Source organism: Kribbella sp., from assembly GCF_035687465.1.
GTDB lineage: Bacteria > Actinomycetota > Actinomycetes > Propionibacteriales > Kribbellaceae > Kribbella.
Map to the genome: position 1 here is coordinate 1 of NZ_DASRXP010000549.1, position 23,330 is coordinate 23,330.

A 23,330-nucleotide genomic window follows, 5' to 3' on the forward strand; every position below is an offset into this window, starting at 1 on the left:
GGTTGACCGGGCGATCCCCGACGCAGCGTTTGCCTGCGGCAGCTCGGCTGAATCCACCAGCTCGGGCAGAATTCCCGACAACGCGGGCAGCGCGACCGCGGTCGCGACGCCGTTGATCGCACCGAGCACCATCAGGTGCCAGATCTTGGCTTGACCGGTCGCGAGCAGGGTCGCCGCCGACGCCTGCGTCACTGCGCAGACGAGGTGCACCACGACCAGGACCAGACGCCGGGGCAGTCGGTCGGCGATGACACCACCGACCAGCATCAGAGCAACCATCGGCACGCTCTGGGCGGCCAGGACCAGTCCGAGCGTCCTGGCGGAGTCAGACAGATCCAGAACCGCGAACGCCAGAGCGATCGGGCCGACTGCGGAACCAAGCAACGAGACGAAACGAGCGCCCAGGAAGAAGCGCACCTCGCGGTGCCGCAGTACGGCCAGGTCGGTTCGCCAGGTCAAAGGTGATCCACTCGTGTGAGTTTGTTTGTACCTAACCTATTGATCCAGGGGAGCGCCGCACGCGACCTAACTGTCGGAGGCGGGAGTTAGCGTCGGGGTTGAGGGAGGTTCACCGGTGACCGAGACGAGTGATGCGCCGCTTGAGGTGGTTGAGCGGCTCGGGAAGATCTGCGAGGGGTTCCCGGACGCGTATGAAGAGGACGCGTGGGTCGGGACGCGGTGGCGGATCCGGAAGCGGACATTCGCTCATGTGCTGACGATCGAGTCGGGGGTGCCTGCGGCGTACGCCGATGCGGCCGGCGATGACGGGCCGGTGACCGTGATGACGTTTCGTGCGGCGGGGCCCGAGCTTGCCGCGCTGACGACTGTCGGGCCTCCGTTCTTCAAGGCGAGGTGGGGCAACGACGTCGTCGGGATGGTGCTTGATGAGGATGAGACCGACTGGGATGAGGTGTCGGAGTTGCTTGCCGAGAGCTACTGCATCATGGCGCCGAAGGGCTTGGCTCGGCGTCTCCGGGACAGCCTGACTGAAGGAGAAGTGTGATCGCGCCGAAGGCCCTTGGTGGCTTGAGGTTTCGGTCAAGGCGCCCCGGCTGGGCGGCCGCTCCCAGAGTCTTAGGTTGAGTCGAAGGCGCGGGCGATGTCTGGTGTCACCGGCGTGAGGATGTAGCCGGTTTCGATGTCGCCCATCACTCGTACGGCGGCCGGATTGGCTTCGGAGTACGCCGCGATGTACGCGCAGACGACTGCGTCGATCGAGTCCTCGACGCGGCCGAGATCCGCTTTCCGCACGGCCTGCAGGGTTGCCAGCCTGATCCGTTGCCAATCGGTGCTGTCGCGTAGCCGCAGTGGGGGAGAAGCTGTATCGAGGGCTTCTAGGTAATTGAGCAGGCGGATGAGCTCACGCCGAAGGTGTTCTAGATCGCGCCTGGGCTTGTGTTTGTACTGGAGGATCTTTGGCAGGTCGAAGAGTACGACGATCGCCGGGTGTGGGTAGACCTCCACTGCCCGACGGTCGGACCGGACCTGTGGGTCTACGGCGAGGCCGAGTTGGTCGGCGAGGCGGAGCGCTCGGGTGCCGTTGGCGAAGTGTGGCTTTGCGAGGTTGGCCGAGTGGCAGGAAGCGTTGTACTTGCCGAAGTGTCGGTTGACGAGGCTCTCGCATGGGCGGTTGCCGGTCGGGTTGGTGACGATGATTGGTGCGTCGATGGCGACGAGGCATGGGCCGGCAGTCCATGGGGTTAGCCAGTCGAGGATCTCGTCGTCGGTCTTCCGTTGGGTGGCAGCCAACAGTTCTCCGGCTGCATCAATGACTGCGAGGCCGGTGATCTTGTTCTGACCCCAGGCGAGGTCCACTCCGACGTAGTACATCAGGTCTCCATGACGTAGGGCGGACACACTCGCTCTCCCCATCAGGATCCTATTGGTGACGCTAGCGCGGCGTCTGCTGGCCGGTGGTTGGGCATGTTCGACGCCGACTTCGCAGTACGGAATGCTGCTGAGTGCTGCGCTCAGGAGCTGGGCGATCGTTATCACGGAGTGGGTTGATGGTAGGACGCGAAGGTGAGTCGACGGTCTGGACGATTCATGGTGAGCGGGTTGTTGATGACACCCGGCGGTTGAAGCTGAGTATTGCGGCGGTGGAGCTGCCGGATGGGGTGCGGTTTGAGCAGTATGTGTTGCGGATGCCGAAGGCGGCGATGGTCGTAGTACTTGATGAGGCGCGGGAGCGGGTGCTGATGATGTGGCGGCATCGGTTCATCGTCGATCGGTGGGTTTGGGAGTTGCCTGGGGGATATGTCGAGCCTGGCGAGGATCCGGCTGTTACAGCTGCTCGTGAGGTTGAGGAGGAGACGGGGTGGCGGCCGCGAGGTGTCGCTCGGCTTCTGGAGTTGCAGCCGTCGGTGGGTACGACGGATGCGGAGAATCTCTTGTTCGTTGCCGTTGGCGCCGAGCGGATCGGCGTACCGGTGGATGTCAACGAGGCTGAGCGGGTCGAGTGGATCGAGCTTGCTTCGGTGCGGGAGCGAATTGCCGGCGGCGAGATCGTGGGTGCTGCGTCGATCGCCGGCCTGCTTCATGTCTTGGCTTTCCCGCGGTGAGTGTTGTCGGGGTTGTAGCCAGTTCGGCGGGTGGAGTTGAAGGGCTGAGAGTCGGCCTGGTTGAGCCGTTGGTGGGGCGTGGGCATCGGGTTGCGGTGACGCGGACGCCTACGGCTGCTCGGTGGTCTTGTCGGCCGGTCAACGGTCACCATTGACGACCGTTACTGAACAGGTCGTGGAGAATCCGGACGTAGAACACCAGTCCTGTTGTTCTGTGCCCCAGGTCACACCTAGTTCTGTCAGCAATCAGGCCGCTGTTCCGCTCAACTCACCGAGAGCAGGCCAACTGACAGGAGCAACCCATGAAGCACCGCATCGTCGTCCTCGGCGCCGGTTATGCCGGGGCGTACGTGGCCGGGAACTTGGCCCGCCGGCTTTCCCCGGCGAACACCGAGATCACTGTGGTCAACGCCGCGCCGGACTTCGTCCAGCGGCAGCGCCTGAACCAGCTGGCAGCCGGCCGGGAGATCAAGGCTCCGAAGCTCGGCGACGTTTTCGCGGGCACGGGGATACGACTGCACGTGGCCCGTGTCACCGCCGTCGATCCTGAACGCGGGATCGTTGCTGTGGCCGACTCCAACGGCGGCGGCGAGGTCGGCTACGACACGCTTGTGTACGCGCTCGGCAGCCACGTCGCCGACCAGCGCGTCCCCGGCGTGGCCGAGCACGCCTTCGACGTCGCGAGCCGGCCCGCGGCACTGCGACTGCGTGAACGCCTGGACAGCCTGGAAAACCGGGGAGAAGGTGGGAGCGTGGTGGTCGTCGGCGATGGGTTGACAGGCATCGAGACCGCCACCGAGATCGCCGAATCCCGGCCCGGCCTGTCGGTGACGCTCATCGCCCGCGGCGAACTCGGAGCCCGGCTCTCCGCCGGAGCCCGCAGCCACCTGAGCCAGGCCTGCGACCGGCTGGGCATCACAGTCCTGGAACACACCAGTGTCGATGCCGTCGACGCGGCGCGGGTGCTGTGCGCCGACGCCACCGCCCTGGCGTCCGACGCAACCGTGTGGACGGCGGGGTTCGCGGTCAGCCCGATCGCCGCCGCTGGTGGTCTCGAGGTGACCGACAACGGTCAGATCGTCGTTGATCGCACCATGCGGTCGGTCTCGCACCCCAGCATCTACGCGGTCGGTGACAGTGTGTACACCCTCGGTGACAACGGCCGGCAGCTGCCGATGAACTGCGGATCGGCCGGCTTCACCGGCCGGCAGGCGATCAACGCGATCGTGGGGCGTCTGACCGGCCGCAAGATCGCCAACACCAAGCTGGTCTATCAGTACAACGCGATCAGCCTCGGGCAGCGGGACGGGATCCTGCAGCTGATCGACGGTGCGGCACAGGCGAGGCCGAAGTTCCTGGGCGGCCGGAAGGCTGTGCGCGTCAAGGAGGCCATCCAAAACGGGGCGTTGTGGGGGACCTCGCACCCGACCTTCGGCCTGCCCAAGCGCCGGCACCGCCTGGCCGCCCAGTCGGACAGGTCTGCCGAGAAGGCGGTCGGGTAGCCACCTACCCAGCAGATTCGTCACCAGGAATGGAGTGTCATTGTGCGGATCACGGTATTCGGGGCCAATGGCCCGACCGGGCGGCTGCTCACCGACCAGGCGCTCGCTGCCGGACATCAGGTGACCGCGGTCACCCGGCGGCCGAACTCGTTTCCGCTGCACCATGATCGTCTGGAGGTGATCGGTGCCGACGTACTCCATCCGGCAGCGGTCGACGCTGCCGTGGCGGAGCGGGACGCGGTGCTGTCGACGCTCGGAGTGCCCGCGGCAAAGGAACCGATCAGCACCTATTCGCAAGGTGTGGCCAATATCGTCGCCGCGATGGAACGGCATCATGTACGCCGGCTCGCCGTGGTCAGCTCGAGCGGAGTCGACCCGAATTCGTACTCCGATGGCGGATTCCTCTTCAACCGGGTACTACTGCCATACGTGACGCGGGTGTTGGGTAAAACGCTCTACGACGACATGCGGCGAATGGAAACGCTGGTCTGCGCCAGCGATCTGGACTGGACGATCGTGCGCCCGAGTGGGCTCTACGACCTGTCGGCGGTCACCAGCCACACTGTTGTCGAGGGTCACGCGGACGGCAGGTTCACGGCCCGTGCGGACCTCGCCGCCAGCATGCTGGGCCTGCTGGACGACGACCGCTATCACCGCACCACCGTTAGTGTCATCACGACCGTCGACAACCCCACCTTGCTCCAGTGGATCCGGCGCGAGGCACTCGCCAAGAAGTGAACCAATGTGTCCGTATCCGGCCGCAAGATCCAACCTAGGGTGGCCCGCGTGGACAGCACCGTCACTGATCCCTTCGACACTGACCGGTTCGAGGACAGCCGGAACCGGCTGGCCTCGCTGGCATACCGGCTGCTGGGCTCGGCCGCCGACGCCGAGGACGCCGTGCAGGACGCGTTCCTGCACTGGCAGGCCGCGGATCGGCAGCTGATCAAGGTGCCGGAAGCATGGCTGACGAAGGTCGTCACCAACCTGTGCCTCGACCGGCTCCGCTCGGCGCAATCCCGCCGCGAACGGGTCCGCGCCTGGCTGCCGGAACCGCTCCTTGACGGCGACCCGATGCTCGGCCCGGCCGACATGATCGAGCAGCGCGAATCAGTCTCACTGGCTGTGCTGACTCTGATGGAGCGCCTTTCACCTCTTGAGCGGGCCGTCTACGTCCTGCGCGAAGCATTCTCCTACAGCCATGCCGACATCGCCGAGATCCTCGACATCACTGAGTCCGCAAGCCAGCAGCACCTCCACCGGGCCCGGCGCCGCCTCGCCGCCGTGCGCCGCCGCGGCGGCGAAGTGGACCCAGCCTCCGCTCGCAGGATCGTCGAGGAATTCCTCGCCGCTGCCTCCTCGGGCCGCACCGAACGGCTGGTGGCGCTGCTCACCGACGACGCGACCGCAATCTCGGACTCCAACGCCGCCGGCCCTGCCGACACGCTGCTGCAGTACAACACCCCACAGCGCATCGCTGCCGTCGCAAGAGCCGGACTCAAACCCACACCCGCGAAACGGCGACTTGCCGGCGGCACGCCTACGATCCACTACGCGCTCGTCAACGGCGCCCCCGCCATCCTCTTCGTGCTCGACGACCAAGTCATCGGCGCCGTCACGTTCGACATCACCAACGGCAAGATCGCCACCATACGCGGGATCGCCGCCCCCACCCGCCTCACCCGCCTCGCTGAAGCCTGGCGGCAACACGAGCCGGACCCGCCGCTCATCACCCAGTGGTGACCCGACTTGCTGGGGACCGCTAGCGCCGGTGACCCGTTGCCTGGGTGCGATCACAGGCCGCAGAGGAACTCCGGTCCTCTTATCCCGTTTTGCTCACCAACACACGCGGAACAGGCGAATGACAACGACGGACCAACACCCAGCGATCAAGAAGTCGGTGGCTGCTACCTCGTCGACAACGGGAGAACGTCCGTGAGCCGAACCGGACCACCCATCGAGGCGTTCATCTTCGACCTCTTCGGCGTGATCATCGCCTTCGACAATGACATCGTGCCGGCGCGACTCGCCAGACACTGCACCGATCCCGACGACGCCCTTCGACGCTTCGACGGGCTCATGGCCCGCCGCGAGATCATCACCGGCGAGGTGACCTTGCACCAAGTACATCGCCAACTCGTCGATGCACACGGACTCACACTGACCTACCCGCAGTTCGAAGCCGCCTGGCTCGAGCCCTACTCCTGGCCCATGCTGGGCATGGCCGACTTCGTCAAGGCCCTGTCGGAGAACCACCGCCTTGTTCTGCTGTCCAACGTCGACCACTACTACTGGCAGGTCGTGCGGGCGATGCAGCCGGAGCTTGAGTTCTTCACAGAGCTGCTGGTGTCCTGCGACCTCGGGTTCGCGAAGCCGGAGTCTGAGGCCTTTCTGCGTGCGAGCCAGGCCGCCGGCGCAGACCCGGCGCAGTGCCTCTTCGTCGACGACACGAGGACGAACATCGAGGCGGCTCAGGCACTCGACTTCCAAACACACTGGTTCCGCGATGCTCCCGGGCTACACCGGATCCTGCAAGGCGCGACGACAAAGGGCTTCTAGCCTCCGCACCCGGACACGGTGCACCAGCGCGTGAGCCGCCACGACCGACACGACCGATAGCTGCACGCCTGAAGCTCGTGTGCCGATGCGCGTTCGGCCCGGCTGAACCATCGACGCTTCCACCACCACTTCCCTACGTGCCCGAGTTCTCCACTGAGGTGGCTCGCCACGTGTCATAGCCGGGTGGCGCGTTTCGTCTTAGAGGCATGACGAGCGCAGAACAGACCTCGGTGCTGATCACCGGAGGCAACAAGGGAATCGGTCTCGAGGCGGCCAGGCGGCTCGGGGAACAGGGATGGATGATCTTCCTCGGCTCACGCGATCGAGATCGGGGACGCACGGCCGTTGACCGGCTGACCCACGGTGGCGCGGACGTGATCATGGTGCCGCTCGACGTGACCTCGGACGAGTCGGTGCGCGACGCGGAGCGGCTCGTCCGAGAGCACACCGACCGGTTGGACGTGTTGATCAACAACGCCGGCGTGTCAGGTCGGGGCACCACGCCCGCGGACGCGACAGCGAACGAGATCCATTCCGTCTACGACACCAACGTCTACGGACCGGTCAGAGTCACGCACGCATTCCTTCCCCTGCTGGAGGCGGCGGATCATCCACGGGTGGTAATGGTGTCCGGCCCCGGTGGTTCCATCAGGGTCGTGACCGATCCGGCCCAGCCCGTCTCGAAGATGCACGAGCTTGCCTACACCTCGTCGAAGGCAGCGCTGAACATGATCACCGTCCGCTATGCCCAGGCGCTCCCGGGTATCAATTTCAACGTCGCCACTCCCGGAGATATCGCCAACCGCAAATACGCCGCCACCGACATGAACAGGAACACCGGCAGCGGCTTGACGATCACCGAGGCCACCGACTCGATCATCAAACTCGCGATGATCGACGCGGACGGGCCGACCGGCACCTTCACCGACCGCCTTGGCCCTGCCCCGTGGTGACCACCGCCGGCTGGCGGTGTCGCCCTGGCAGGAGATGCCGGGGGTGACGGTCTGACGGTCCGTGGCCGATGGGAGTACACCGAGGATCGGCACGCCGAGCGGATGCTCCAGCCTCCCTGGTCGTCCTCGCGACGGTCCTTGCGCCGCGCCTCCTTCCGGCAGCGGAACCTGTTGTCCCCGTACATGATGGTCTTGCTTCTCACTGAGAACCGCTCCTGGGAAATACGATTGCCGACCAGCGGGCACGCTGCCACGATTCCGGTCATGAGCAGTGTTGGAGCGCCGAACTGCCTGATTGTGACGGGTATGCCCGGGGCCGGAAAGTCCACCGTGACCAGGCTGGTCGCCGAGCGGCTGCCACGTTCGGCTCGGCTCGACGGCGATGAGCTCAACAAGATGATTGTCAGCGGTTTCGTCTGGGCGCTGGGCGAGCCCGCTGACGAAGCAGCGCGGCAAGTGGAGCTGTTGCACCGCAATCTGTGCACGCTGGCGAACAACTTCTCCGACGCCGGCTTCACACCCCTGATCGATGCGATGATCCCCTCCCGCGAGAAGCTGGACTTCTTCCTCGAGCTCCTCACGCCTCGCCAGGTCTTGTTCGTTGTCCTCGCACCGGCCATCGACGTGTGCCAATACCGCAACACGATCAGGGATCCACGTGAACGGTTCGACTTCGACGGCTACGAAACCCTCGACGCCGACATGAAGCGCGAGCTCGGCGATCTCGGCTGGTGGTTCGACACCGCGGCTCTTACCCCCGATCAAACCGCTGATCGCATCGTCCGCGATGCACGCCGCCGTGCCCTCGTGAACTGACTTGCAGTCCGGCTGCAGGTTCGGTCGGATCCCCTCCCCGCCCTGACGCAGATCGTGGTGACGGGACTGCGCATGTTCGCCACGCTCTATGCGGCGGTCGACCACGAAGCTCAGCACGAATCTGGCACGGCTTACGGGTCGGAATTCAACGAGCAACATCGCGACACGAGCGACTCCTGGCGGCCCGGACTTGGGGAGTCCACCAGCGGGCCTCGGGGAACTCTGATGGGTCTGTGATCAGAGTCATGTCTTGTCGGCCGAGGAAGCGGAACCACAGGCTGGCGTCGGTGTGGCCGAGGTCGATTCCGACTGTTTCGCTGATGGTGATGAAGCTCGCTCTGCGGTCAGGGTCGGCAAACGTCGGGATGATGCCGAGTTCTTCTCGGGCCTCTCGGTGGGCGCGATCTGCGCCGGGCTCAAGACCCGCGGAGTCCGCTTCGGCACCTTCAGCTTGATCTCCTTGCGCGGCCGCGGAGACTCGCCCAGATGGGCCAGCAATGGCCGCCACGACCCCGCTCGGCCGCACCCACGACGCAGCGACCACAAGAACTCACACTCCACGCCGTGACGCTGGTGGAACTCATAGAACGAGCCGACCGCCGCCAGCTTCCGATTGATGGTCGACGCCGAGCAGTGACCACCTGCCCGCGGTAGCCGAGTGACATTCCCTGCCCGCTCGGCCGGGGACTGTCGCAGCCAAGGAACCGATCCACCGGTCCGACCACCGCATAATCCTCATCCAGCACGGTCCACGAGACTTCGCCGCCGGGAAGATCCACCCGTTGCACAACCAGACCCACAACAACCGCTTCCAGAGCGTCGACAACACTCCAGATAACGACAGTCCGTCACACCCGCTACGTGCCATGTAGCCGCGTCGGCTACGTCAAAGACATCGTTACAAAGGCTTAAGGGAACAACTCGTTCGATGATCGCGAGGACCAGATCGCCTGCGCCCCGCCACCTGTCCGACCGAAAGCCGGGCATGGGGCTGCGGTTTGGCCTCGCGGTCGAGGCGGACAGCGGTGAGCTCTCAACGGCCGGGGTCTGGGCGGGCCTTTTGTTGTACGTCGTTGAGTAGGGCCTGGAGTTGGCCTGCCAAGAGGGCGCGGTTGGTGGGGGTGAGGGAGGCGACTAGCTCTGACTCGCGGGTGAGGACCTGGTCGACGGTTTGCTCGATTAGGGCGTGGCCTTTGGGGGTTAGGGACACGACTACGAGCCGTGACTTGTCGGGCTCCGTGCGGCGGGAGACTAGGCCGGACCGTTCGGCGCGGGCTACTCGTTGGGAGATTGCGCCGGCGGTGACGAGGGTGCGACGTGTTAGTTCGCGGGTGCTTAGCTCGTACGGGGGGCCGCCGCGGCGGAGGACGCTTAGCAGGTCGAGGGTGGCCGGGTCGATGCCTAGGTCCGCGAGTAGGCGGCGTCGGTCGTCGGCGAAGAGTTTGGCCAAACGCCATAGGGGAGTGACGATCTCGATCGAGTCCGTCGGGGTGCCGGGGCGTTCGCGCTCCCAGGCTCGGGCGATCTCGGCTGCCGGGTAGGGACTCGGCGAATCCAGGGGGTAGTTGTCCTGGTTCGGAATTCGCTTGCTCGGCGGCATGGGCAAGATGATACGTTTAGGTCTAAACGTTTAGACCTAAACGAGAGGAATCGGCGTGTCGAGGACGATCGTGGTGACTGGGGGAGCGACGGGGATCGGGCGGGCCGTGGCTGAGCGGTTCGTGGCCGGAGGTGACGAAGTGGTGATCACCGGTCGGCGTCCCGCAGTACTGGAGAAGGCTGCTGCCGATCTGCGGGTGCGGGCGGTTGTCTGTGATGGGACGCATCCGGCGCAGGTGGAGCGGTTGGTCGCCGAGTTGCCGGCACGAATCGACGTACTGGTGAACAACGCCGGCGGGAACACGGACTTCGCTCAGGCTGATCCGGATGGGGATCTCGGTCGACTCAAACAGAACTGGTTGGCGAATCTGGAAGCCAACGTGCTCACCGCGGTCCTCACCACGACGGCCCTCGCGCCCAGGCTCGCCGATGGTGGTGCGGTCATCCACCTCGGCTCGATCGCAGCGGCCAAGGGCGCTGGCTCGTACGGCGCGTCGAAGGCGGCCCTGGCTACCTTCAACCTGGATGTCGCCGCCGAGCTTGGTCCGCGGGGCATCACCTCGAATGTCGTCGCGCCGGGTTTCACTGCGGAGACCGAGTACTTCCAGGGGCTGCTGAGTGATAGCCGTCGCGAAACGTTGCTGCAGGCAACCTTGACGAAGCGGGAAGGTGTGCCTATCGACATCGCGGAGACGGTCTGGTTCCTCGCTTCGCCCGGTGCCCGGCACCTCACCGCCCAGGTGCTGCACGTCAATGGCGGAGCGCTCGCGACCCGCTGATTGCGATTTCGGGTGACAGTGGGCCATCACCGTTGCGCCGGACTGGGGGTAGCGGAGGCGGGTTCGTGAGTTCGGCGAAGGCGTCCGTAGTACGGCCTGGCGGGGCCGCTACTTGGTGAGGTTGGCTGGGCGGCTGGTACGGCTGCCTGAGGAGGGTAGTCGTGAGGTGTGGGAGGTTGCGGCGGCGGTGGGCAGGGTGGCGGCTACTTCAAAGGGCGATCATCCCCGCGGGGTTCGAAGCAGATCACTTGGCGCACCGGTGGGCCGTCGTCTGCCCTCGAATTCCCGGTAGATCAGGCGATGCGAGGGGCCGAGATCGTGATTGTGTCGGGTTTCTTGAATGACCGGCAGCTTGATCTCGGCGCAGTCGCTGAGGTCGTGATGCTCGGGGGAGTAGCCGAGACGCTTGCCGTCGAAGGCGACCTCTCTGCCCTCGGCCAGTGCGCGCAGTCCTGTCTTCAGGGCGCGGAACTCGCGGTCGCGTAGTCCGCCCGGCTGAGATTTCGCAGCGCCGGACAGGGCTGTGAGTTGTTGCATCAGCTGATCCTTGAGCAGGAGCCGGTACTGCGTCATCGCGGCTTCGGGAGGTCTGAATCGTCGATGTCCTCGTTGAGATCCCAGCCGATCTCCGCGGCGGCATCTTCAAGGGGTATTGACGGTTGATCGTCGGCCAGGCGCTCCCGCGCGGTTTCATAAACGTGGGCGAATCCGTCCTCGTCGGCGGCCACGGCGTCGAGCCGACTCCAGACCGCCCACGGGATGACGACACCTTCTGGTTGGCCGGCGTCTCCGAAGATCAGAGGTTCGGACTGGCCGGAGCGGAATAGCTGGAGGAGGTTCGGCAGCTGTCTCGAGGCCTCGTCGGTTGCGATGACCCAGACACGTTCTCCGTCGGGGAGCAGGTACGGGGTTTCGGAGTCCATTGGAGGTCCTTCCAGGTCGAGCGTTTCATCAGGATAAGAGGCGGGGGCGGGACAGGTCCGGAGTTATCCACAGGCGAACCTCGCTCCGAGGATGCAAGGCCGCTGCCTTGGGCAACGATTCTGGCGGAGGTAGAACTGCGAAGGCGTTACTTTGAGCCGTTGATTGGGCTGTTCCTGTAGCGGATCCGCAGGACGGAACACTCGCTGTGACAGTGATCGGGCGGTCGCGGAGGGGAGCCGAATGGGGCTCCTTGGGTGGGGTACTCGGGGGGTATGTCTCATGCCAAGAGGGCTGCTAAGAGGCGGAAGGGTCCGACGGTCGCTGCGGTGGCTGTGGGGGCTGCGCTGGTGGGCGGCGGCCTGGTGGTGCTGGGACAGCTTGATTCGCGGACGGGGTCGCAGCAGGTGCTGCCGACGATTACTGCCAGTCAAGACTCTGGAGATGGTGGGCCGAGGGCGTCGGGGTCGGTTGGGCCGAGCGCTAGTGCGAATTCAAGTCCGAGTCCGACGGCCGCCACCGCTAAGCCGACGCGGAACGCCAGTACTCCGGTGACGCCGGCTCCTGGTGCGTCCAGGGTGAGCAACTCGGCTGCTGTGGTTGCTGCGTGTTCTCGGGAGATTGCTGCCGGTGAGGCCGTTGTTCGCGCCGCCAGTACTGCGGCTGACGGGTGGCGCGCTCATCTCCAAGCGCGGACGGATCTGTTGGCCGGCAAGATCTCCAGGGAGGCCAGCGGACAGATCTGGGCGCGTACCAAGAAGGCCGGGCCGGCTCAGGTGGCTAGCCTCTCTGCAGCCATGACCGCCCAGGGGAAGGCGCGCGGCGGGTGCGCGAAGGTCACGGGCTCCGCGGTGATTTCCTGCAAGCAGCGGCTGGCCGCGCTTGATGCGGCCTCTTCGGCTGGGCGTGCGGCTGTCAGTGACTGGAACGACCACCTCAAGATGATGGCGGCTCATGCTGCTGGCGCGTTCGGTTCACAGCATGCACAGGACTTGTGGGTGGCGGCATGGAAGGGTGGGCCGAAGAATCTCGAGAGGTTCGCCCTCGCTCAGGCCGCGCTGGCCGGCGCACCTCGTTGTCGTCCCTCCTGACCGACCTGCGTCGTCGAACTTAGATCGCTCCCCTGAGCCGAGGGAAGTCGTGGGGAAGGTTGAGGGAAGGTGGCATTCCTAGCGTCGGTGGGGTCATGGTCCATCAACCGAACGGAGTACTGCCATGACCGCAACGGTTCAACGGCCTCCACTCAACGGCGTCGACGTCCCGACGCTGTTCGCCACTCTCGACGCGGTGAAGGGGGCACCGGAGATCGCCCAGTTCCAGTTCCGGGCGCGCAACGAATGGATCAGCGGCACCCACAGCCGCTCCGTCATCCAGGGCTTCTTCGGCGCAGGACAGGAGGACACGTCGCGCACCGACCCGTTCACGTACGACGCTGACCATCCCGCTGTCCTCGTCGGGTCGAACCAGGCACCGACACCGGTGGAGTTCCTGCTTCATGCCATCGCCACCTGTCTCACCGCGGGCCTCGCAAACATCGCCGCCGCCCGGGGGATCACACTGCGGCGGGTTTCCTCGACTGTCGAGGGCGACATCGACCTGCTCGGAGTCTTCGGTCTGTCCGATTGGGTCCGCAACGGCTACCGGCAGATCCGTGTGCACTTCGACATCGAGGGCGACGCGTCAGCCGAGGAGCTGGCGGCGCTCGTGCAGCAGTCCCGCAACCGCTCCGCGGTGTACGACGTGCTCATCAACGGCACCGATGTCCAGATCGATGTCAGTACCCCAGCGAAGCCATCGTGAATCCGCGGAGCCGGGCCGGCGCGGGTTGGGACGCCATCGTCGTCGGCGGACGCGTCGCCGGAGCCTCGACCGCGCTGTTGCTCGCCCGCAGCGGCCTGCGGGTGTTGGTCGTGGACCGTGCTCGCCGCGGCTCGGACACCGTGTCGACTCACGCACTCATGCGCGGCGGCGTCCTGCAACTGCGGCGCTGGGGCTTACTGGACCGCATAGTGGCGACAGGCACGCCGCCGGTACGCCGGGCAACGTTCCACTACGGTGCGGAGTCCATGCCGATCTCGCTGAAACCGTATGCCGGTGTTGATGCCCTGTACGCGCCGCGGCGTACCGTCCTGGACGCCCTACTCGTCGACGCCGCAGAGGAGGCCGGCGCGCGGTTCCGCTTCGGACTGGCCGTCACCGACTTGGCCCGTGACAGCGCGGGCCGCGTCGTTGGTGTTGTCCTACGCGACCATGACGGGGCTACCTGGACAGAGCGCGCGCGGCAGGTTGTCGGCGCCGACGGACGCGGTTCTGTGGTGGCGGGTCGGGTGGCCGCACCGACTATTGCGTCGGGCTCCCGGGCTGGGGCGTACGTCTATGGGTACTGGCCGGCCGCGGACGTGGATGGCTATCACTGGTACTACGGCGACGCGTTGTCCGCCGGGGTCATCCCTACGAACGACGGCCTCGCTTGCGTTTTCGTGGGCGGCCCACAGGATGTGCTTGCCAGCGCGATGCGCGACCACGGTCCTGTCGCCGCGCACCGCGGGCTGCTGGCGCGGCTCGATGAAGGGCTCGCCGAGCGTACGGCGGCGCCGCCGTACGGGTCGGTGCGGTTCTTCCGCGGGATGCCGGCGCGGCTGCGTCGTCCGTACGGACCAGGCTGGGCGCTGGTCGGAGACGCCGGCTGCTGGGTGGACCCGCTCTCGACTCACGGGATCACCGACGCGCTGCGCGACGCGGAGTTGCTCGCCATCGCGATCGTCGCTGGGTCGGCATCGGAGCGTGCCGAGGGGATCGCGCTGGTCGACTACCAGGCCCAGCGAGATCGCATGGCCCTGCCGATGCAGCCGATCGTCGATCGCCTCGCATCCCACGAGTGGGACCTCGCCGAGGCCCGCCGGTTGCTGCACGGGCTGTCCTCGGTGATGGCGGACGAGGTCGAGGCGATTCGCGGCTTCGACCTGGCGGCCACCCGCACCGCCTGACCGACCAGGGCGGGCAGGACTAAACTCGCGGATGGGAGAAAGCGATGCGCGTCGAGATCGAACTGTTGGACGGCTTCGCCGTCCGGGTCGACGGGCGGGCCGTTCCCGCCGAGGAGTGGCGCCGCCGCCAGGCGGCGGCGCTGGTCAAACTCCTCGCGCTCGCCCCACGCCGGGCGATGCATCGCGAGCAGGTCATCGACGCGTTGTGGCCCGGCGCCGGGATCGACGACGCCGCGCCACGGCTGCACAAAGCCGCGTACTACGCCCGACGCTCGCTGGGCGATCCACGCGCGCTGGTCCTGGCCGGGGACCTCGTGTCCCTGTTCCCCGACGCTGAGGTGGTCGTCGACGCCGAGGTGTTCGAGCGGCGCGCCCAGCAAGCCCTCGCGGCCCCGGACGAACCCGCCAACTCGGAGGGACCCGGCAACACAGACGCTAGAGACAGCGCGGCCGCCGCCGCGGCAGACCTGTGGGCTGGCGACCTGCTGCCCGAGGACCCGTACGAGACTTGGCTGGAAGGTCCACGGGATCGCTTGCGCCAGCTGCACCAGGACGTACTTCGCCGTGCCGGCAGGTGGGAGGATCTGGCCCGTGCCGACCCGGCCGACGAGGACGCCAGCTTGGCTCTGGCGCGAAAGCTTGCCGACAGCGGCGACCGGCGCGGGGCGCTGCGACAGTTGGAGCGACTGGAGCGAGCCCTTCGTGGCGAGCTGGGCGTCACTCCGAGCCCGGCGGTCGTCTCGCTTCGTGCCGAGCTGCGCGCGCTCGACGCGCCGCGACCGGACGGCCGGCGGCCGCCGATCGGCCGCGATCCCGAGCTCGACCAGATCGACCGTCTAATCATTGCTGCGAGCAACGGCCAGGGTCGGACGCTGTTCGTATCCGGCCCTGCGGGCATCGGCAAGACCGCCGTACTGCGGTGGCTTGACCGGCGGGCCGAAGAGCGCGGGCTGCGCGTGGGCTTCGGCACAGCCGCCGCCATCGAGGGCGCCTGGCCATTCGCGCCGGCGCTCGAGGCGCTCGCGGATCTGTGCCGTCGCCACCCGGCCCTGCTCGACGGATTGGCCGACGAGTACCGCGTCGAGATCGAGAGGGCTCTGCGCGGCTCCTCTCCGGACTGGACGGGTGAGAGCCGTCATCAGCGCCTGTTCGTCAGTGCCGCTGAGCTGCTGCGACTCGCGTCCTCCGGCGGTGGCGCCGTACTCGTTGTCGACGACGCCCATGACGCCGACGAGGCCAGCCTGCGCCTGCTGCACTATCTGTCCCGCACCGCGGTCGGCGAGCGGATCGTGATCGTGGTCGCGCACCGCCCCTGGCCGCTGCGTCCGGCGATGGACGCGATGCGCCGCAGCTTGATCGGCCGCGGTACGTCGGTGCCGTTGGACCTTGGCCCGTTGGCTGACGAGGATATCCGCCGGTTGGCCGGCCGAGCTGTCGGCGAGGATCAGGTGCTGCTCGAGCGGGTGGTGAAGCTTGCCGGCGGCAACCCCTTCGCGGCTGTGGAACTGGCCCGCACGGCCGGGGCGGCCGACGACCGCGCGGGTCCGATGGGCGCGCTGGTACTCCGCGGCCTCGGCGGTGACGCGACCGCGGCTCTGACCAGAGTTGCTGTGCTGGGTGGCTCGTTCGACACCGATGAGTACGTCGCTCTGTCGGGCGTCGGCGAGGCTCCGGCCTACAAGCTGCTCGACGACGCGCTCGCCGCCGGCGCGGTCGAGCGGACGGGCGCCGGCTACCGCTTCCGGCACTCGCTGGTGCGCGACGCGCTGCTGGAGGGGCTGCCGCCGCACCGGCTGCTGCCGCTCCATCGTCAGGCCGCGGAGGCGCTGCGCGGTCTCGGCGCGTCCCCAGCACGGATCGGCCACCAACTGCTGCAGGCCGGTGAAGTCGGTGCTGCCGCACCGTTCCTGCTGCAGGCCGCCCGCACTGACGCGGCCATCGGGGCGTACCGCGATGCGCTCGTCATGATCGACATGGTGCGCCAGGAAGTCCGTGCCCCGGAGCGCGGGCCGCTGCTCGCTCTGCGCGCGGACATGCTGTTGGCAACAGGGGATGCCGGTGCGGTGCTCGCTTACCGGGAGGCGCTGAGCGCCACAGACGATGCCGCCGGACGGCGGCGCTTGCTGCCACGCCTGGCTCGGGCCGCCACCTTCGCGGGCGATTACGCGACCGCGGCCGAGGCGCTCGACGGCCTGGAGCCGGACGGATCCGCCGACGACGCCGCGCTGCTACTCCAGCGCGGGATCCTGGCCTATCTGACCGGCGATCTGCAGGCGGCCGCAGCGGCCGCGGACGAGGCGCGCCGCCGGATCGGGGTGGCCGACCCCGGCGATTGGCGGATGTACGACCTGATTTCACTGCAGGGTCTGGTCGCGCACCTGCGCGGGGAGTGGTTCGGCCGGCTCGCCGTCGAGCTACGCGCCGGTGCGCAACGGCCGGACCTCGCGCGGTCGATGTTCGACAGCCACCTGTGTGTGGCGGAGTTCCTGCTGTACGGACCCACGCCGTACGCGGAGGTCCTGGCGCTAGGCGCCACCCTGCGCGAGTCGGCGCGTCGATCCGGCGTACTGCGGGCTGTCGCGTTCGCCACCGCCTTGCGCGGCGAGGCAGCCTTGCTCTCCGGAGACCTGGCCCTCGCCGAGTCCGAACTCACCGAGGCCACGCAACTTCACCACGACATCGGCTCCATCGCAGGGGAGGCCCACAGCCTGCAGCGGCTCGCCGAAGTGCGCCTCGCCCAAGGGGACCGTGCCGAGGCGACGCGGCTGTTGCACCGAGCGCTACCGCTGGCCCGCTGGTCGTCGATCGCGCTGCACCTGATGCAGCGCGTGTACGGGACGATGATCCGGGCCGCGCCGGACGTGGACAGCGCCCGCGCCGTCGTGGACCAGGCCGTGGCCGCCCTCGGCCAGGAAGACTCCTGCACCTTCTGCTCCATCATGCTCGCGGTGCCTGCCGCGACGGCCTGCGCCGACGCCGGCGATCTCGACGACGCTCGCCGGCACCTCGCTGCCGCCGAGCGGTCCGCCGCGCTGTGGAAGGGCACCGCCTGGCAGGCGGCGATCGCCGAGGCCCGTGCGCACCTGGACAGCGCCGAAGGCGACCGCGACGCCGCGCGCCGTCGGCTGCTCGAGGCCGCTGAGCTCTTCACCGCCGCAGGCCAGCCGCTCGACGCCGACCGCTGCCTCGCCTGACTACATGGCTTTCCCGGATCCGGAAGGAAACGGTTGGAACCTGCTGATCACCGCACGGGCCAGAGGGTCGTATGTCCAGAGGAGACATTGGTGAATACACGGGCATGTGTGCCGTGCACGTGTTGGTGAGAGGTCCCGGTGCCTAGTTTCGGGGGATGGGGAATGACGGGCGCGGGCTGGTCGGGCGAGTGGTCGCTGTTACCGGTGGGGCTAGTGGGATTGGGGCCGCCTGTGCGGTGAGGTTGGCCGGGGCCGGGGCCGAGGTGGTTGTGGTTGATCAGGACGGGCCGGGGGCTAAGAGGGTTGCGGAGCAGGTCGGGGGACGGGCTGAGGTCGTGGATCTCGGGGATCTGGAGGCCGTTGACGCGCTTGAGCTGCGGTGTGATGTCTTGGTTAATAACGCCGGGATGCAGCATGTGAGTCGGGTTGAGGACTTCCCTCCGGAGCAGTTCTCGCTCATGCTGCGGGTCATGGTTGAGGCGCCCTTTCGACTGGCTCGGCAGGTCTTGCCGGGGATGTATGCCGGTGGGTGGGGGCGGGTTGTGAATATCTCGTCGGTCCACGGGGTACGGGCTTCGCCGTACAAGAGTGCCTACGTGGCGGCCAAGCATGGGCTCGAGGGGTTGTCGAAGGTGATCGCACTGGAGGGGGCTGAGCACGGGGTCACTTCCAACTGCGTCAATCCGGCGTACGTGAGGACGCCGCTGGTGGAGAAGCAGGTTGCTCAGCAGGCGGAGGCGCATGGGATCGAGCCTGAGCAGGTGCTTGAGGAGATCATGTTGGCGCCGATGGCGGTCAAGCAGCTCATCGAGCCGGAGCACGTGGCTGAGCTTGTCGCTTACCTGTGCAGTCCGTACGCCGACATGGTGACCGGGTCCTCCTTCGTGATGGATGGAGGGTGGACGGCTCGCTGAACGAAAGCGCCTTTCTCAACTTGCTAGCTCGCGATGCGCCGGCGGAGGACTTCGACGAGCCGCTTCGTGCTGCCGTTGCGGGGGGAGCCGGCAAGCAGGAGATCGAGGCGCTTGAGCAGGCCAAACTCATCGCGCTTCGGGTGCGGAGAGCATTGGAGCATCGCCGGCGTCGCGAGATTGAGTTGGAGGCGTTGTTCGAGACAGCGGGCGACCTTGCCGGGTTGCAGGCTGTTGATGCTGTGCTCAACGCGATCGTGCGGCGGGCGCGGACGTTGCTCCATACGGACGTTGCCTACTTGACGTTGATCGATCCGGAGCGTGGCGATACGTACATGCGGGCTACAGCCGGTGTGGTTGCGGGGAGCTTTCAGAAGGTCCGCCTGGAGATGGGGGCTGGGCTGGGCGGGTTGGTCGCTGATACGTCGACGCCTTATGCCACCGAGGATTATGCCGCCGATGAGCGGTTCGACCATGTGAAGGGTGTCGACAGCGCTGTTGCTGACGAAGGGCTGGTGGCGATTCTCGGAGTGCCGCTGTTGCTTGGTCCGCAGGTTCTTGGGGTGCTGTTCGCTGCTGATCGGAGCAAGCGTCCGTTCGCAAGAGACGAGATCTCGTTGCTGTGCTCCCTCGCGGCACACGCTGCGATAAGCATTGATAGTGCCCGCCTGCTTGAGGAAGCGCGAGCCGCAGTACGGGAGCTTGATGCGGCTAACACGTTGGTGCGGCGGCACAGCCAAGCTGTGGAGCGGGCGGCCGAGGCGCATGATCGGTTTGCTGACCTGGCGTTGAGGGGCGGCGGGATTGATGAGGTCGCCAAAGCGGTGACGGAGGTGCTTGGCGGCCGGCTCAAGGTGTTGGACGCTGATGGTCGGTGTGTCGCCCTCATCGGAGCGAGTCAGCCCAAAGACGCACCCAAGGCGTGGCTAGAGGCAGTCGCGGAGTCTCGGGCTGAGGGCAGAGCAGTCTGTCGTGACGGGATTTGGTTTGCCGCTGTCGTCGCCGGGTCGGACGCGTTCGGAGCTCTTGTACTGCGAGGTCGCGCCGATCTGGAAGGCGCAGATCAACGGGTACTGGAGCGAGCCGCATTGGTGACCGCGTTGCTGCAGTTGATGAAGCGGACAGCGACTGAGACTGAGAACCGGATCCGCGGTGAGCTGATCTCCGATCTCGTCACGAACGGCGAGCGGGCCGGCGACGGGCATCGAGAGCGGGCGCGGCAGGTCGGGTTCGACCTTGATGCGGAGTTCGCGATTGTTGTTGCGCAGACGGATCACGATCGCCTGCATCGGCTGGCGTTTGCCGCGAGTCACCTGGCCTCGTTGAGTGATGGGATCGCTGGGATTCACCAGGACCGCGCAGTACTGCTGCTGCCTGGTGAGGATCCGGGAGCGGCCGCGCGGAGGCTAGCCAAGGAGTTGGCGGTTGCCATCGGTCAGCCGGTGACCGTCGGGGCTGCGGGTCCGGGGACGGGGCCCGAGTGTGTTCCGAAGGCTTACGCCGAGTCCGTCCGCTGCCTGGATGCGCTGATCGCGCTTGGGCGGGAAGGGGATGGGACGAGTAGCCACGAGCTCGGGTTCATGGGGGTGCTGCTTGGTGAGGCGCGCGGGGTCGAAGGGTTCGTTACCCAGGTGCTGGGGCCGGTTTTGGAGTACGACGAACGCCGCGGCACCGGGCTCATCCAGACGCTGGAGACGTACTTCGCCAACGGGGGCAATCTGAGTCGCGCGAAGGACGACCTGCATGTCCACGTCAACACGGTGGCGCAGCGGCTGGACCGGGTGACGCAGTTGCTCGGCGCGGACTGGCAGCAGGCCGAGCAGGCGCTGGAGATCCAGCTCGCCCTGAGACTGCACCGACTGATCCGTTCCTAGAGCTCCCAGAGCTCCGAGAGCGACTAGGCGATGAGGCCGGCGTTTCGGGCGGCCAAGGTCGCGACCACGAGGTCCCCGTCGGCGACAGACAGGAAGGCAGTGATCTCCTCTGCCCCGGACCGGGTCAATGAGCCGCGAGCCAGCGCGACCAGGTCGTCAACGACCCGCGCTCGGTCCAGCAATTCATCGCCTACTTCGCAGCGCGACCCGACGACGTTGAGGTGCGCACCGGGCAGCACCGCACCATCGATCAACACCGGCGCCGGGCTCGAAGTACAGGTGCAGATTAGGTCGGCACTGGATGCGTCGGCAGCGCTCGAAGCCACGGCGGGGTGGCCCTCTCCGCGCAGCATTGCCACAAAGCGCTCGGTTGAGGCCGCTTCGCGTCCCACGATCTCGACCACCTCCAGAGACGGCCGGACCCAGCGCATCGCGCGGACGTGCTCGCGCGCCTGGACGCCAGTCCCGAACACAGCAAGCCGCCGTACGTCGTGACGCGCCAGCGCATCGGTGGCGAGTGCCGAGACAGCCGGCGTACGGCGTGCCGTCAGCGCGGCGCGATCCAGTGTCGCGACGGCAGCACTTCCGTCGTGACCTAAAAGGACGTACGGCCCTCCATTGCTGAGGGCAACAGATTGCCGAGGCGCGCCATCAGTGAACGTCTTTCGCAGCTCGTGGACCACCTCGTCGAGCGGTGCCAGCCGGTAGATCCGACCTGCGTCGAGGTGTGGGGGAGTGTTCATCTCACGGCTTCGGTACCGCGGCCGGCTCCTGCTCGACCGCCGCCGACGGAGTGCCGCTGAGATGCGGTTCGGCATCCGGCACGCCCGGCCCACCACCTCGATGCAGCAGGTGAGCGATGGTTCCCCAGACACCCCGGCGGAACACCAGCACCACGATCACGAAGATGAGTCCCGTGATAAGACCCGGGCCGGTGATGTGAACGGGACCGAGATGGATGCCGGAGGTCGCCAGGTAGTCCTCCAACTGGACGATCAGACCAGCACCGATGACACTGCCCCACAACGTGCCGATACCGCCGAGCACCGTCATGATCACGACCTTGCCGGAGGTCGTCCAGTACACCTCCTGCAGTGACGCGAACCCGTGGCTGATCGCATAAAGACCACCCGCGAGCCCCGACAGCCCAGCGGAGATGACGAAGATCATCACCTTGTACCGGTCGACCGGATACCCGAGCGAGCGAGACCGAGCCGGGTTTTCGCGGATCGCCACCAACACCCGCCCGAACGGCGAATGCACCACTCGCCAAGCGATCAACAATCCAAGAAGCGCGATCGGCAATCCGGCGTAGTAGAAGTAGAACGGATCCGACAGGTCGAGCCCGAACAAGTTCCGAGGGATACCCTGCAGGCCGTTCTCCCCGCCGGTGACTGAACTCCATTGGTTGGCGACGAAGTACACCATCTGCGCGAACGCGAGCGTCACCATCGCGAAGTAGATGCCGGTACGCCGTACTGCGAGCAGCGCAATCGGCACAGCGAGCACCATCGCGACGACCGCGGCCCCGAGCACCGCGATCGGAAAGGGCGCGCCGGTCTCGATCGCGATAGTGCCAGCCGTGTACGCCGCGCTGCCCCAGAACGCCGCATGCCCAAAAGACAACAGACCGGTGTATCCGAGCAGCAAGTCCAATGCGACGGCGAACAACGCCCAAGCCACAATGTCCATCGCCACCGGCGGATAAACGAACCACGGCAGCGCAAGAGCCACCACGAGTCCTACCGCGAGCAAAGTAAACCGGATGAGGCGCGGCAGAGCGGCCAGTTTGCGCAGAGCGAGCGCCGTCATACCGAAGCCTCCTCGCGGCCGAAGAGTCCGGCGGGCCGCCATAGCAGCACGACCGCCATCAGGATGAACACCAACGTCGTCGCCAGCCCCGGCAGATACACGTTGCCGAGCGCCTGCAGCATCCCGATGATGAAGCCGGCGGCAACCGAGCCGAAGATCGAGCCGAGGCCGCCGATCACGACGACCGCGAACACCAGGATGATCAGGTCAGCACCCATCAACGGAGACACCGCCCGCATGGGAGCCGCAAGGACTCCGGACAACGCGGCCAGGGCGATGCCGAACCCGAACACCGGCGAGATCCACCGGCCGACGTCAATCCCGAGAGCCCGAGTGATGTCCGGCCGCTCGGTCGAGGCCCGGACGATCATGCCGATCCTGGTCCGGGCCAACAGCAACCACGCGCCCAGCGAGACGAGCACCGAGAACACCAGCACGAACACCTGGTACGCCGGGAAGGTGAACAGCCCGAGGTCGACCGACCCGCCAAGTCCCGACGGTTGCGGATACTGCTGAGGCTGTACGCCGTACTTCATCCGCAGCAGGTCCTGGAAGATCAACGTCAGGCCGAACGTCAGCAGGAAGTTGTAGAGCGGATCCAGAGCGACCAGCCGTCTGATGAGCAACCGCTCCAACGCCATCCCAAACAAGCCGAGCAGCAACGGCATCACCAGCAGCGCGACCCAGAAGCTGACCCCGAACTCGCTGAGCAGGATGAACGCGCCGAACGCACCGAGCATGTAGAACGCGGCGTGGGCGAAGTTGACCACTCCGAGCATCCCGAAGATGACCGCCAGCCCTAATGCGAGCAATGCGTAGAAGCTGCCGTTGACGAGGCCGTTGAAGGCGTGTTGGAGCACGG

At 66.7% G+C, this 23,330-nt stretch carries 22 protein-coding genes and 1 pseudogene; 15 read left to right on the top strand and 8 right to left on the bottom strand.

The window, feature by feature from the left end:
- Positions 1–471 (bottom strand): annotated as a pseudogene (locus tag VFG33_RS29105) (MFS transporter); the annotation flags it as partial.
- Positions 472–574: 103 nt separating this feature from the next.
- On the opposite strand from VFG33_RS29105, the gene VFG33_RS29110 reads away from it, so the two are divergent.
- Complete coding sequence (locus tag VFG33_RS29110) at positions 575–1,003, top strand: MmcQ/YjbR family DNA-binding protein (RefSeq protein WP_325056177.1); 429 nt, start codon at positions 575–577, stop codon at positions 1,001–1,003.
- A 71-nt stretch (positions 1,004–1,074) separates the two neighbouring features.
- On the opposite strand, the gene VFG33_RS29115 is transcribed toward VFG33_RS29110, so the two are convergent.
- Positions 1,075–1,830, bottom strand: a complete 756-nt coding sequence (locus VFG33_RS29115; protein WP_325056178.1) for a DUF429 domain-containing protein — start codon at positions 1,828–1,830, stop codon at positions 1,075–1,077.
- A 176-nt stretch (positions 1,831–2,006) separates the two neighbouring features.
- Between VFG33_RS29115 and VFG33_RS29120 the strand changes: the two genes are divergently transcribed.
- The 7 genes from VFG33_RS29120 (at position 2,007) to VFG33_RS29150 (ending at position 8,391) form a co-directional block, all read left to right on the top strand.
- A complete protein-coding gene (locus tag VFG33_RS29120) occupies positions 2,007–2,561 on the top strand; it encodes an NUDIX hydrolase (RefSeq protein WP_325056179.1) in 555 nt (184 codons plus the stop codon).
- 302 nt (positions 2,562–2,863) lie between these two features.
- Complete coding sequence (locus tag VFG33_RS29125; protein ID WP_325056180.1) at positions 2,864–4,063, top strand: NAD(P)/FAD-dependent oxidoreductase; 1,200 nt, start codon at positions 2,864–2,866, stop codon at positions 4,061–4,063.
- 42 nt (positions 4,064–4,105) lie between these two features.
- Positions 4,106–4,801, top strand: a complete 696-nt coding sequence (locus VFG33_RS29130; protein WP_325056181.1) for an NAD(P)-dependent oxidoreductase — start codon at positions 4,106–4,108, stop codon at positions 4,799–4,801.
- Positions 4,802–4,849: 48 nt separating this feature from the next.
- Entirely contained in the window at positions 4,850–5,806 is a 957-nt protein-coding gene (locus tag VFG33_RS29135; protein ID WP_325056182.1) for a sigma-70 family RNA polymerase sigma factor, read from the top strand.
- Between the two features lie 192 nt (positions 5,807–5,998).
- Complete coding sequence (locus tag VFG33_RS29140; RefSeq protein WP_325056183.1) at positions 5,999–6,622, top strand: HAD-IA family hydrolase; 624 nt, start codon at positions 5,999–6,001, stop codon at positions 6,620–6,622.
- 206 nt (positions 6,623–6,828) lie between these two features.
- Positions 6,829–7,575: an SDR family NAD(P)-dependent oxidoreductase gene (locus tag VFG33_RS29145; protein ID WP_325056184.1), complete on the top strand. Its 747-nt coding sequence runs from the start codon at positions 6,829–6,831 to the stop codon at positions 7,573–7,575.
- Between the two features lie 228 nt (positions 7,576–7,803).
- Positions 7,804–8,391 carry an AAA family ATPase gene (locus tag VFG33_RS29150; RefSeq protein WP_325056185.1) on the top strand — a complete coding sequence of 196 codons (588 nt, stop codon included), beginning with the start codon at positions 7,804–7,806 and terminating at the stop codon, positions 8,389–8,391.
- 1,033 nt (positions 8,392–9,424) lie between these two features.
- Here the strand turns inward: VFG33_RS29150 and VFG33_RS29160 are convergent.
- Positions 9,425–9,991: a MarR family winged helix-turn-helix transcriptional regulator gene (locus tag VFG33_RS29160; RefSeq protein ID WP_325056187.1), complete on the bottom strand. Its 567-nt coding sequence runs from the start codon at positions 9,989–9,991 to the stop codon at positions 9,425–9,427.
- Between the two features lie 55 nt (positions 9,992–10,046).
- Between VFG33_RS29160 and VFG33_RS29165 the strand changes: the two genes are divergently transcribed.
- The gene (locus VFG33_RS29165; RefSeq protein WP_325056188.1) at positions 10,047–10,769 is read left to right on the top strand and encodes an SDR family NAD(P)-dependent oxidoreductase; all 723 of its coding nucleotides are present in this window, start codon (positions 10,047–10,049) and stop codon (positions 10,767–10,769) included.
- A 219-nt stretch (positions 10,770–10,988) separates the two neighbouring features.
- Here the strand turns inward: VFG33_RS29165 and VFG33_RS29170 are convergent, their stop codons facing one another.
- A complete protein-coding gene (locus tag VFG33_RS29170; RefSeq protein WP_325056189.1) occupies positions 10,989–11,306 on the bottom strand; it encodes a hypothetical protein in 318 nt (105 codons plus the stop codon).
- A 32-nt stretch (positions 11,307–11,338) separates the two neighbouring features.
- Positions 11,339–11,692: a hypothetical protein gene (locus VFG33_RS29175; protein WP_325056190.1), complete on the bottom strand. Its 354-nt coding sequence runs from the start codon at positions 11,690–11,692 to the stop codon at positions 11,339–11,341.
- 702 nt (positions 11,693–12,394) lie between these two features.
- Here VFG33_RS29175 and VFG33_RS29180 point away from each other — a divergent pair.
- The 6 genes from VFG33_RS29180 (at position 12,395) to VFG33_RS29205 (ending at position 20,656) form a co-directional block, all read left to right on the top strand.
- The gene (locus tag VFG33_RS29180; RefSeq protein ID WP_325056191.1) at positions 12,395–12,781 is read left to right on the top strand and encodes a hypothetical protein; all 387 of its coding nucleotides are present in this window, start codon (positions 12,395–12,397) and stop codon (positions 12,779–12,781) included.
- Positions 12,782–12,905: 124 nt separating this feature from the next.
- Positions 12,906–13,490 (top strand): OsmC family protein, encoded by a 585-nt coding sequence (locus VFG33_RS29185; protein ID WP_325056192.1) that lies wholly within the window; start codon positions 12,906–12,908, stop codon positions 13,488–13,490.
- A complete protein-coding gene (locus VFG33_RS29190) occupies positions 13,487–14,677 on the top strand; it encodes an NAD(P)/FAD-dependent oxidoreductase (RefSeq protein ID WP_325056193.1) in 1,191 nt (396 codons plus the stop codon). The genes VFG33_RS29185 and VFG33_RS29190 overlap by 4 nt, the downstream gene beginning before the upstream one ends.
- A gap of 44 nt (positions 14,678–14,721) precedes the next feature.
- Positions 14,722–17,871, top strand: a complete 3,150-nt coding sequence (locus VFG33_RS29195) for an ATP-binding protein (RefSeq protein ID WP_325056194.1) — start codon at positions 14,722–14,724, stop codon at positions 17,869–17,871.
- A gap of 155 nt (positions 17,872–18,026) precedes the next feature.
- Positions 18,027–18,785, top strand: coding sequence for a 3-hydroxybutyrate dehydrogenase (locus VFG33_RS29200; RefSeq protein WP_325056195.1), 759 nt, complete (start codon positions 18,027–18,029; stop codon positions 18,783–18,785).
- A complete protein-coding gene (locus VFG33_RS29205) occupies positions 18,770–20,656 on the top strand; it encodes a helix-turn-helix domain-containing protein (protein WP_325056196.1) in 1,887 nt (628 codons plus the stop codon). Before VFG33_RS29200 ends, VFG33_RS29205 begins: the two co-directional genes overlap by 16 nt.
- Before the next feature lie 23 nt (positions 20,657–20,679).
- Here VFG33_RS29205 and VFG33_RS29210 read toward each other — a convergent pair whose 3' ends face one another.
- Genes VFG33_RS29210 through VFG33_RS29220 form a run of 3 tightly spaced genes read right to left on the bottom strand, consistent with a single transcriptional unit; the run spans position 20,680 to position 23,328 of the window.
- A complete protein-coding gene (locus tag VFG33_RS29210) occupies positions 20,680–21,399 on the bottom strand; it encodes a hypothetical protein (protein ID WP_325056197.1) in 720 nt (239 codons plus the stop codon).
- A gap of 1 nt (position 21,400) precedes the next feature.
- A complete protein-coding gene (locus VFG33_RS29215; RefSeq protein ID WP_325056198.1) occupies positions 21,401–22,468 on the bottom strand; it encodes a branched-chain amino acid ABC transporter permease in 1,068 nt (355 codons plus the stop codon).
- Positions 22,465–23,328 carry a branched-chain amino acid ABC transporter permease gene (locus VFG33_RS29220; protein ID WP_325056199.1) on the bottom strand — a complete coding sequence of 288 codons (864 nt, stop codon included), beginning with the start codon at positions 23,326–23,328 and terminating at the stop codon, positions 22,465–22,467. Before VFG33_RS29220 ends, VFG33_RS29215 begins: the two co-directional genes overlap by 4 nt.
- Positions 23,329–23,330: the final 2 nt, after the last annotated feature.

What these genes read in the sequence shown, in the direction of transcription:
- VFG33_RS29195 (WP_325056194.1), top strand. Translation starts at nt 14,722, where the DNA reads ATGCGCGTCGAGATCGAACTGTTGGACGGCTTCGCCGTCCGGGTCGAC.
- VFG33_RS29185 (WP_325056192.1), top strand. Translation starts at nt 12,906, where the DNA reads ATGACCGCAACGGTTCAACGGCCTCCACTCAACGGCGTCGACGTCCCG.
- VFG33_RS29170 (WP_325056189.1), bottom strand. Translation starts at nt 11,306, where the DNA reads ATGCAACAACTCACAGCCCTGTCCGGCGCTGCGAAATCTCAGCCGGGC.
- VFG33_RS29200 (WP_325056195.1), top strand. Translation starts at nt 18,027, where the DNA reads ATGGGGAATGACGGGCGCGGGCTGGTCGGGCGAGTGGTCGCTGTTACC.
- VFG33_RS29125 (WP_325056180.1), top strand. Translation starts at nt 2,864, where the DNA reads ATGAAGCACCGCATCGTCGTCCTCGGCGCCGGTTATGCCGGGGCGTAC.
- VFG33_RS29160 (WP_325056187.1), bottom strand. Translation starts at nt 9,991, where the DNA reads ATGCCGCCGAGCAAGCGAATTCCGAACCAGGACAACTACCCCCTGGAT.
- VFG33_RS29145 (WP_325056184.1), top strand. Translation starts at nt 6,829, where the DNA reads ATGACGAGCGCAGAACAGACCTCGGTGCTGATCACCGGAGGCAACAAG.
- VFG33_RS29120 (WP_325056179.1), top strand. Translation starts at nt 2,007, where the DNA reads ATGGTAGGACGCGAAGGTGAGTCGACGGTCTGGACGATTCATGGTGAG.
- VFG33_RS29210 (WP_325056197.1), bottom strand. Translation starts at nt 21,399, where the DNA reads ATGAACACTCCCCCACACCTCGACGCAGGTCGGATCTACCGGCTGGCA.
- VFG33_RS29115 (WP_325056178.1), bottom strand. Translation starts at nt 1,830, where the DNA reads ATGTACTACGTCGGAGTGGACCTCGCCTGGGGTCAGAACAAGATCACC.
- VFG33_RS29215 (WP_325056198.1), bottom strand. Translation starts at nt 22,468, where the DNA reads ATGACGGCGCTCGCTCTGCGCAAACTGGCCGCTCTGCCGCGCCTCATC.
- VFG33_RS29175 (WP_325056190.1), bottom strand. Translation starts at nt 11,692, where the DNA reads ATGGACTCCGAAACCCCGTACCTGCTCCCCGACGGAGAACGTGTCTGG.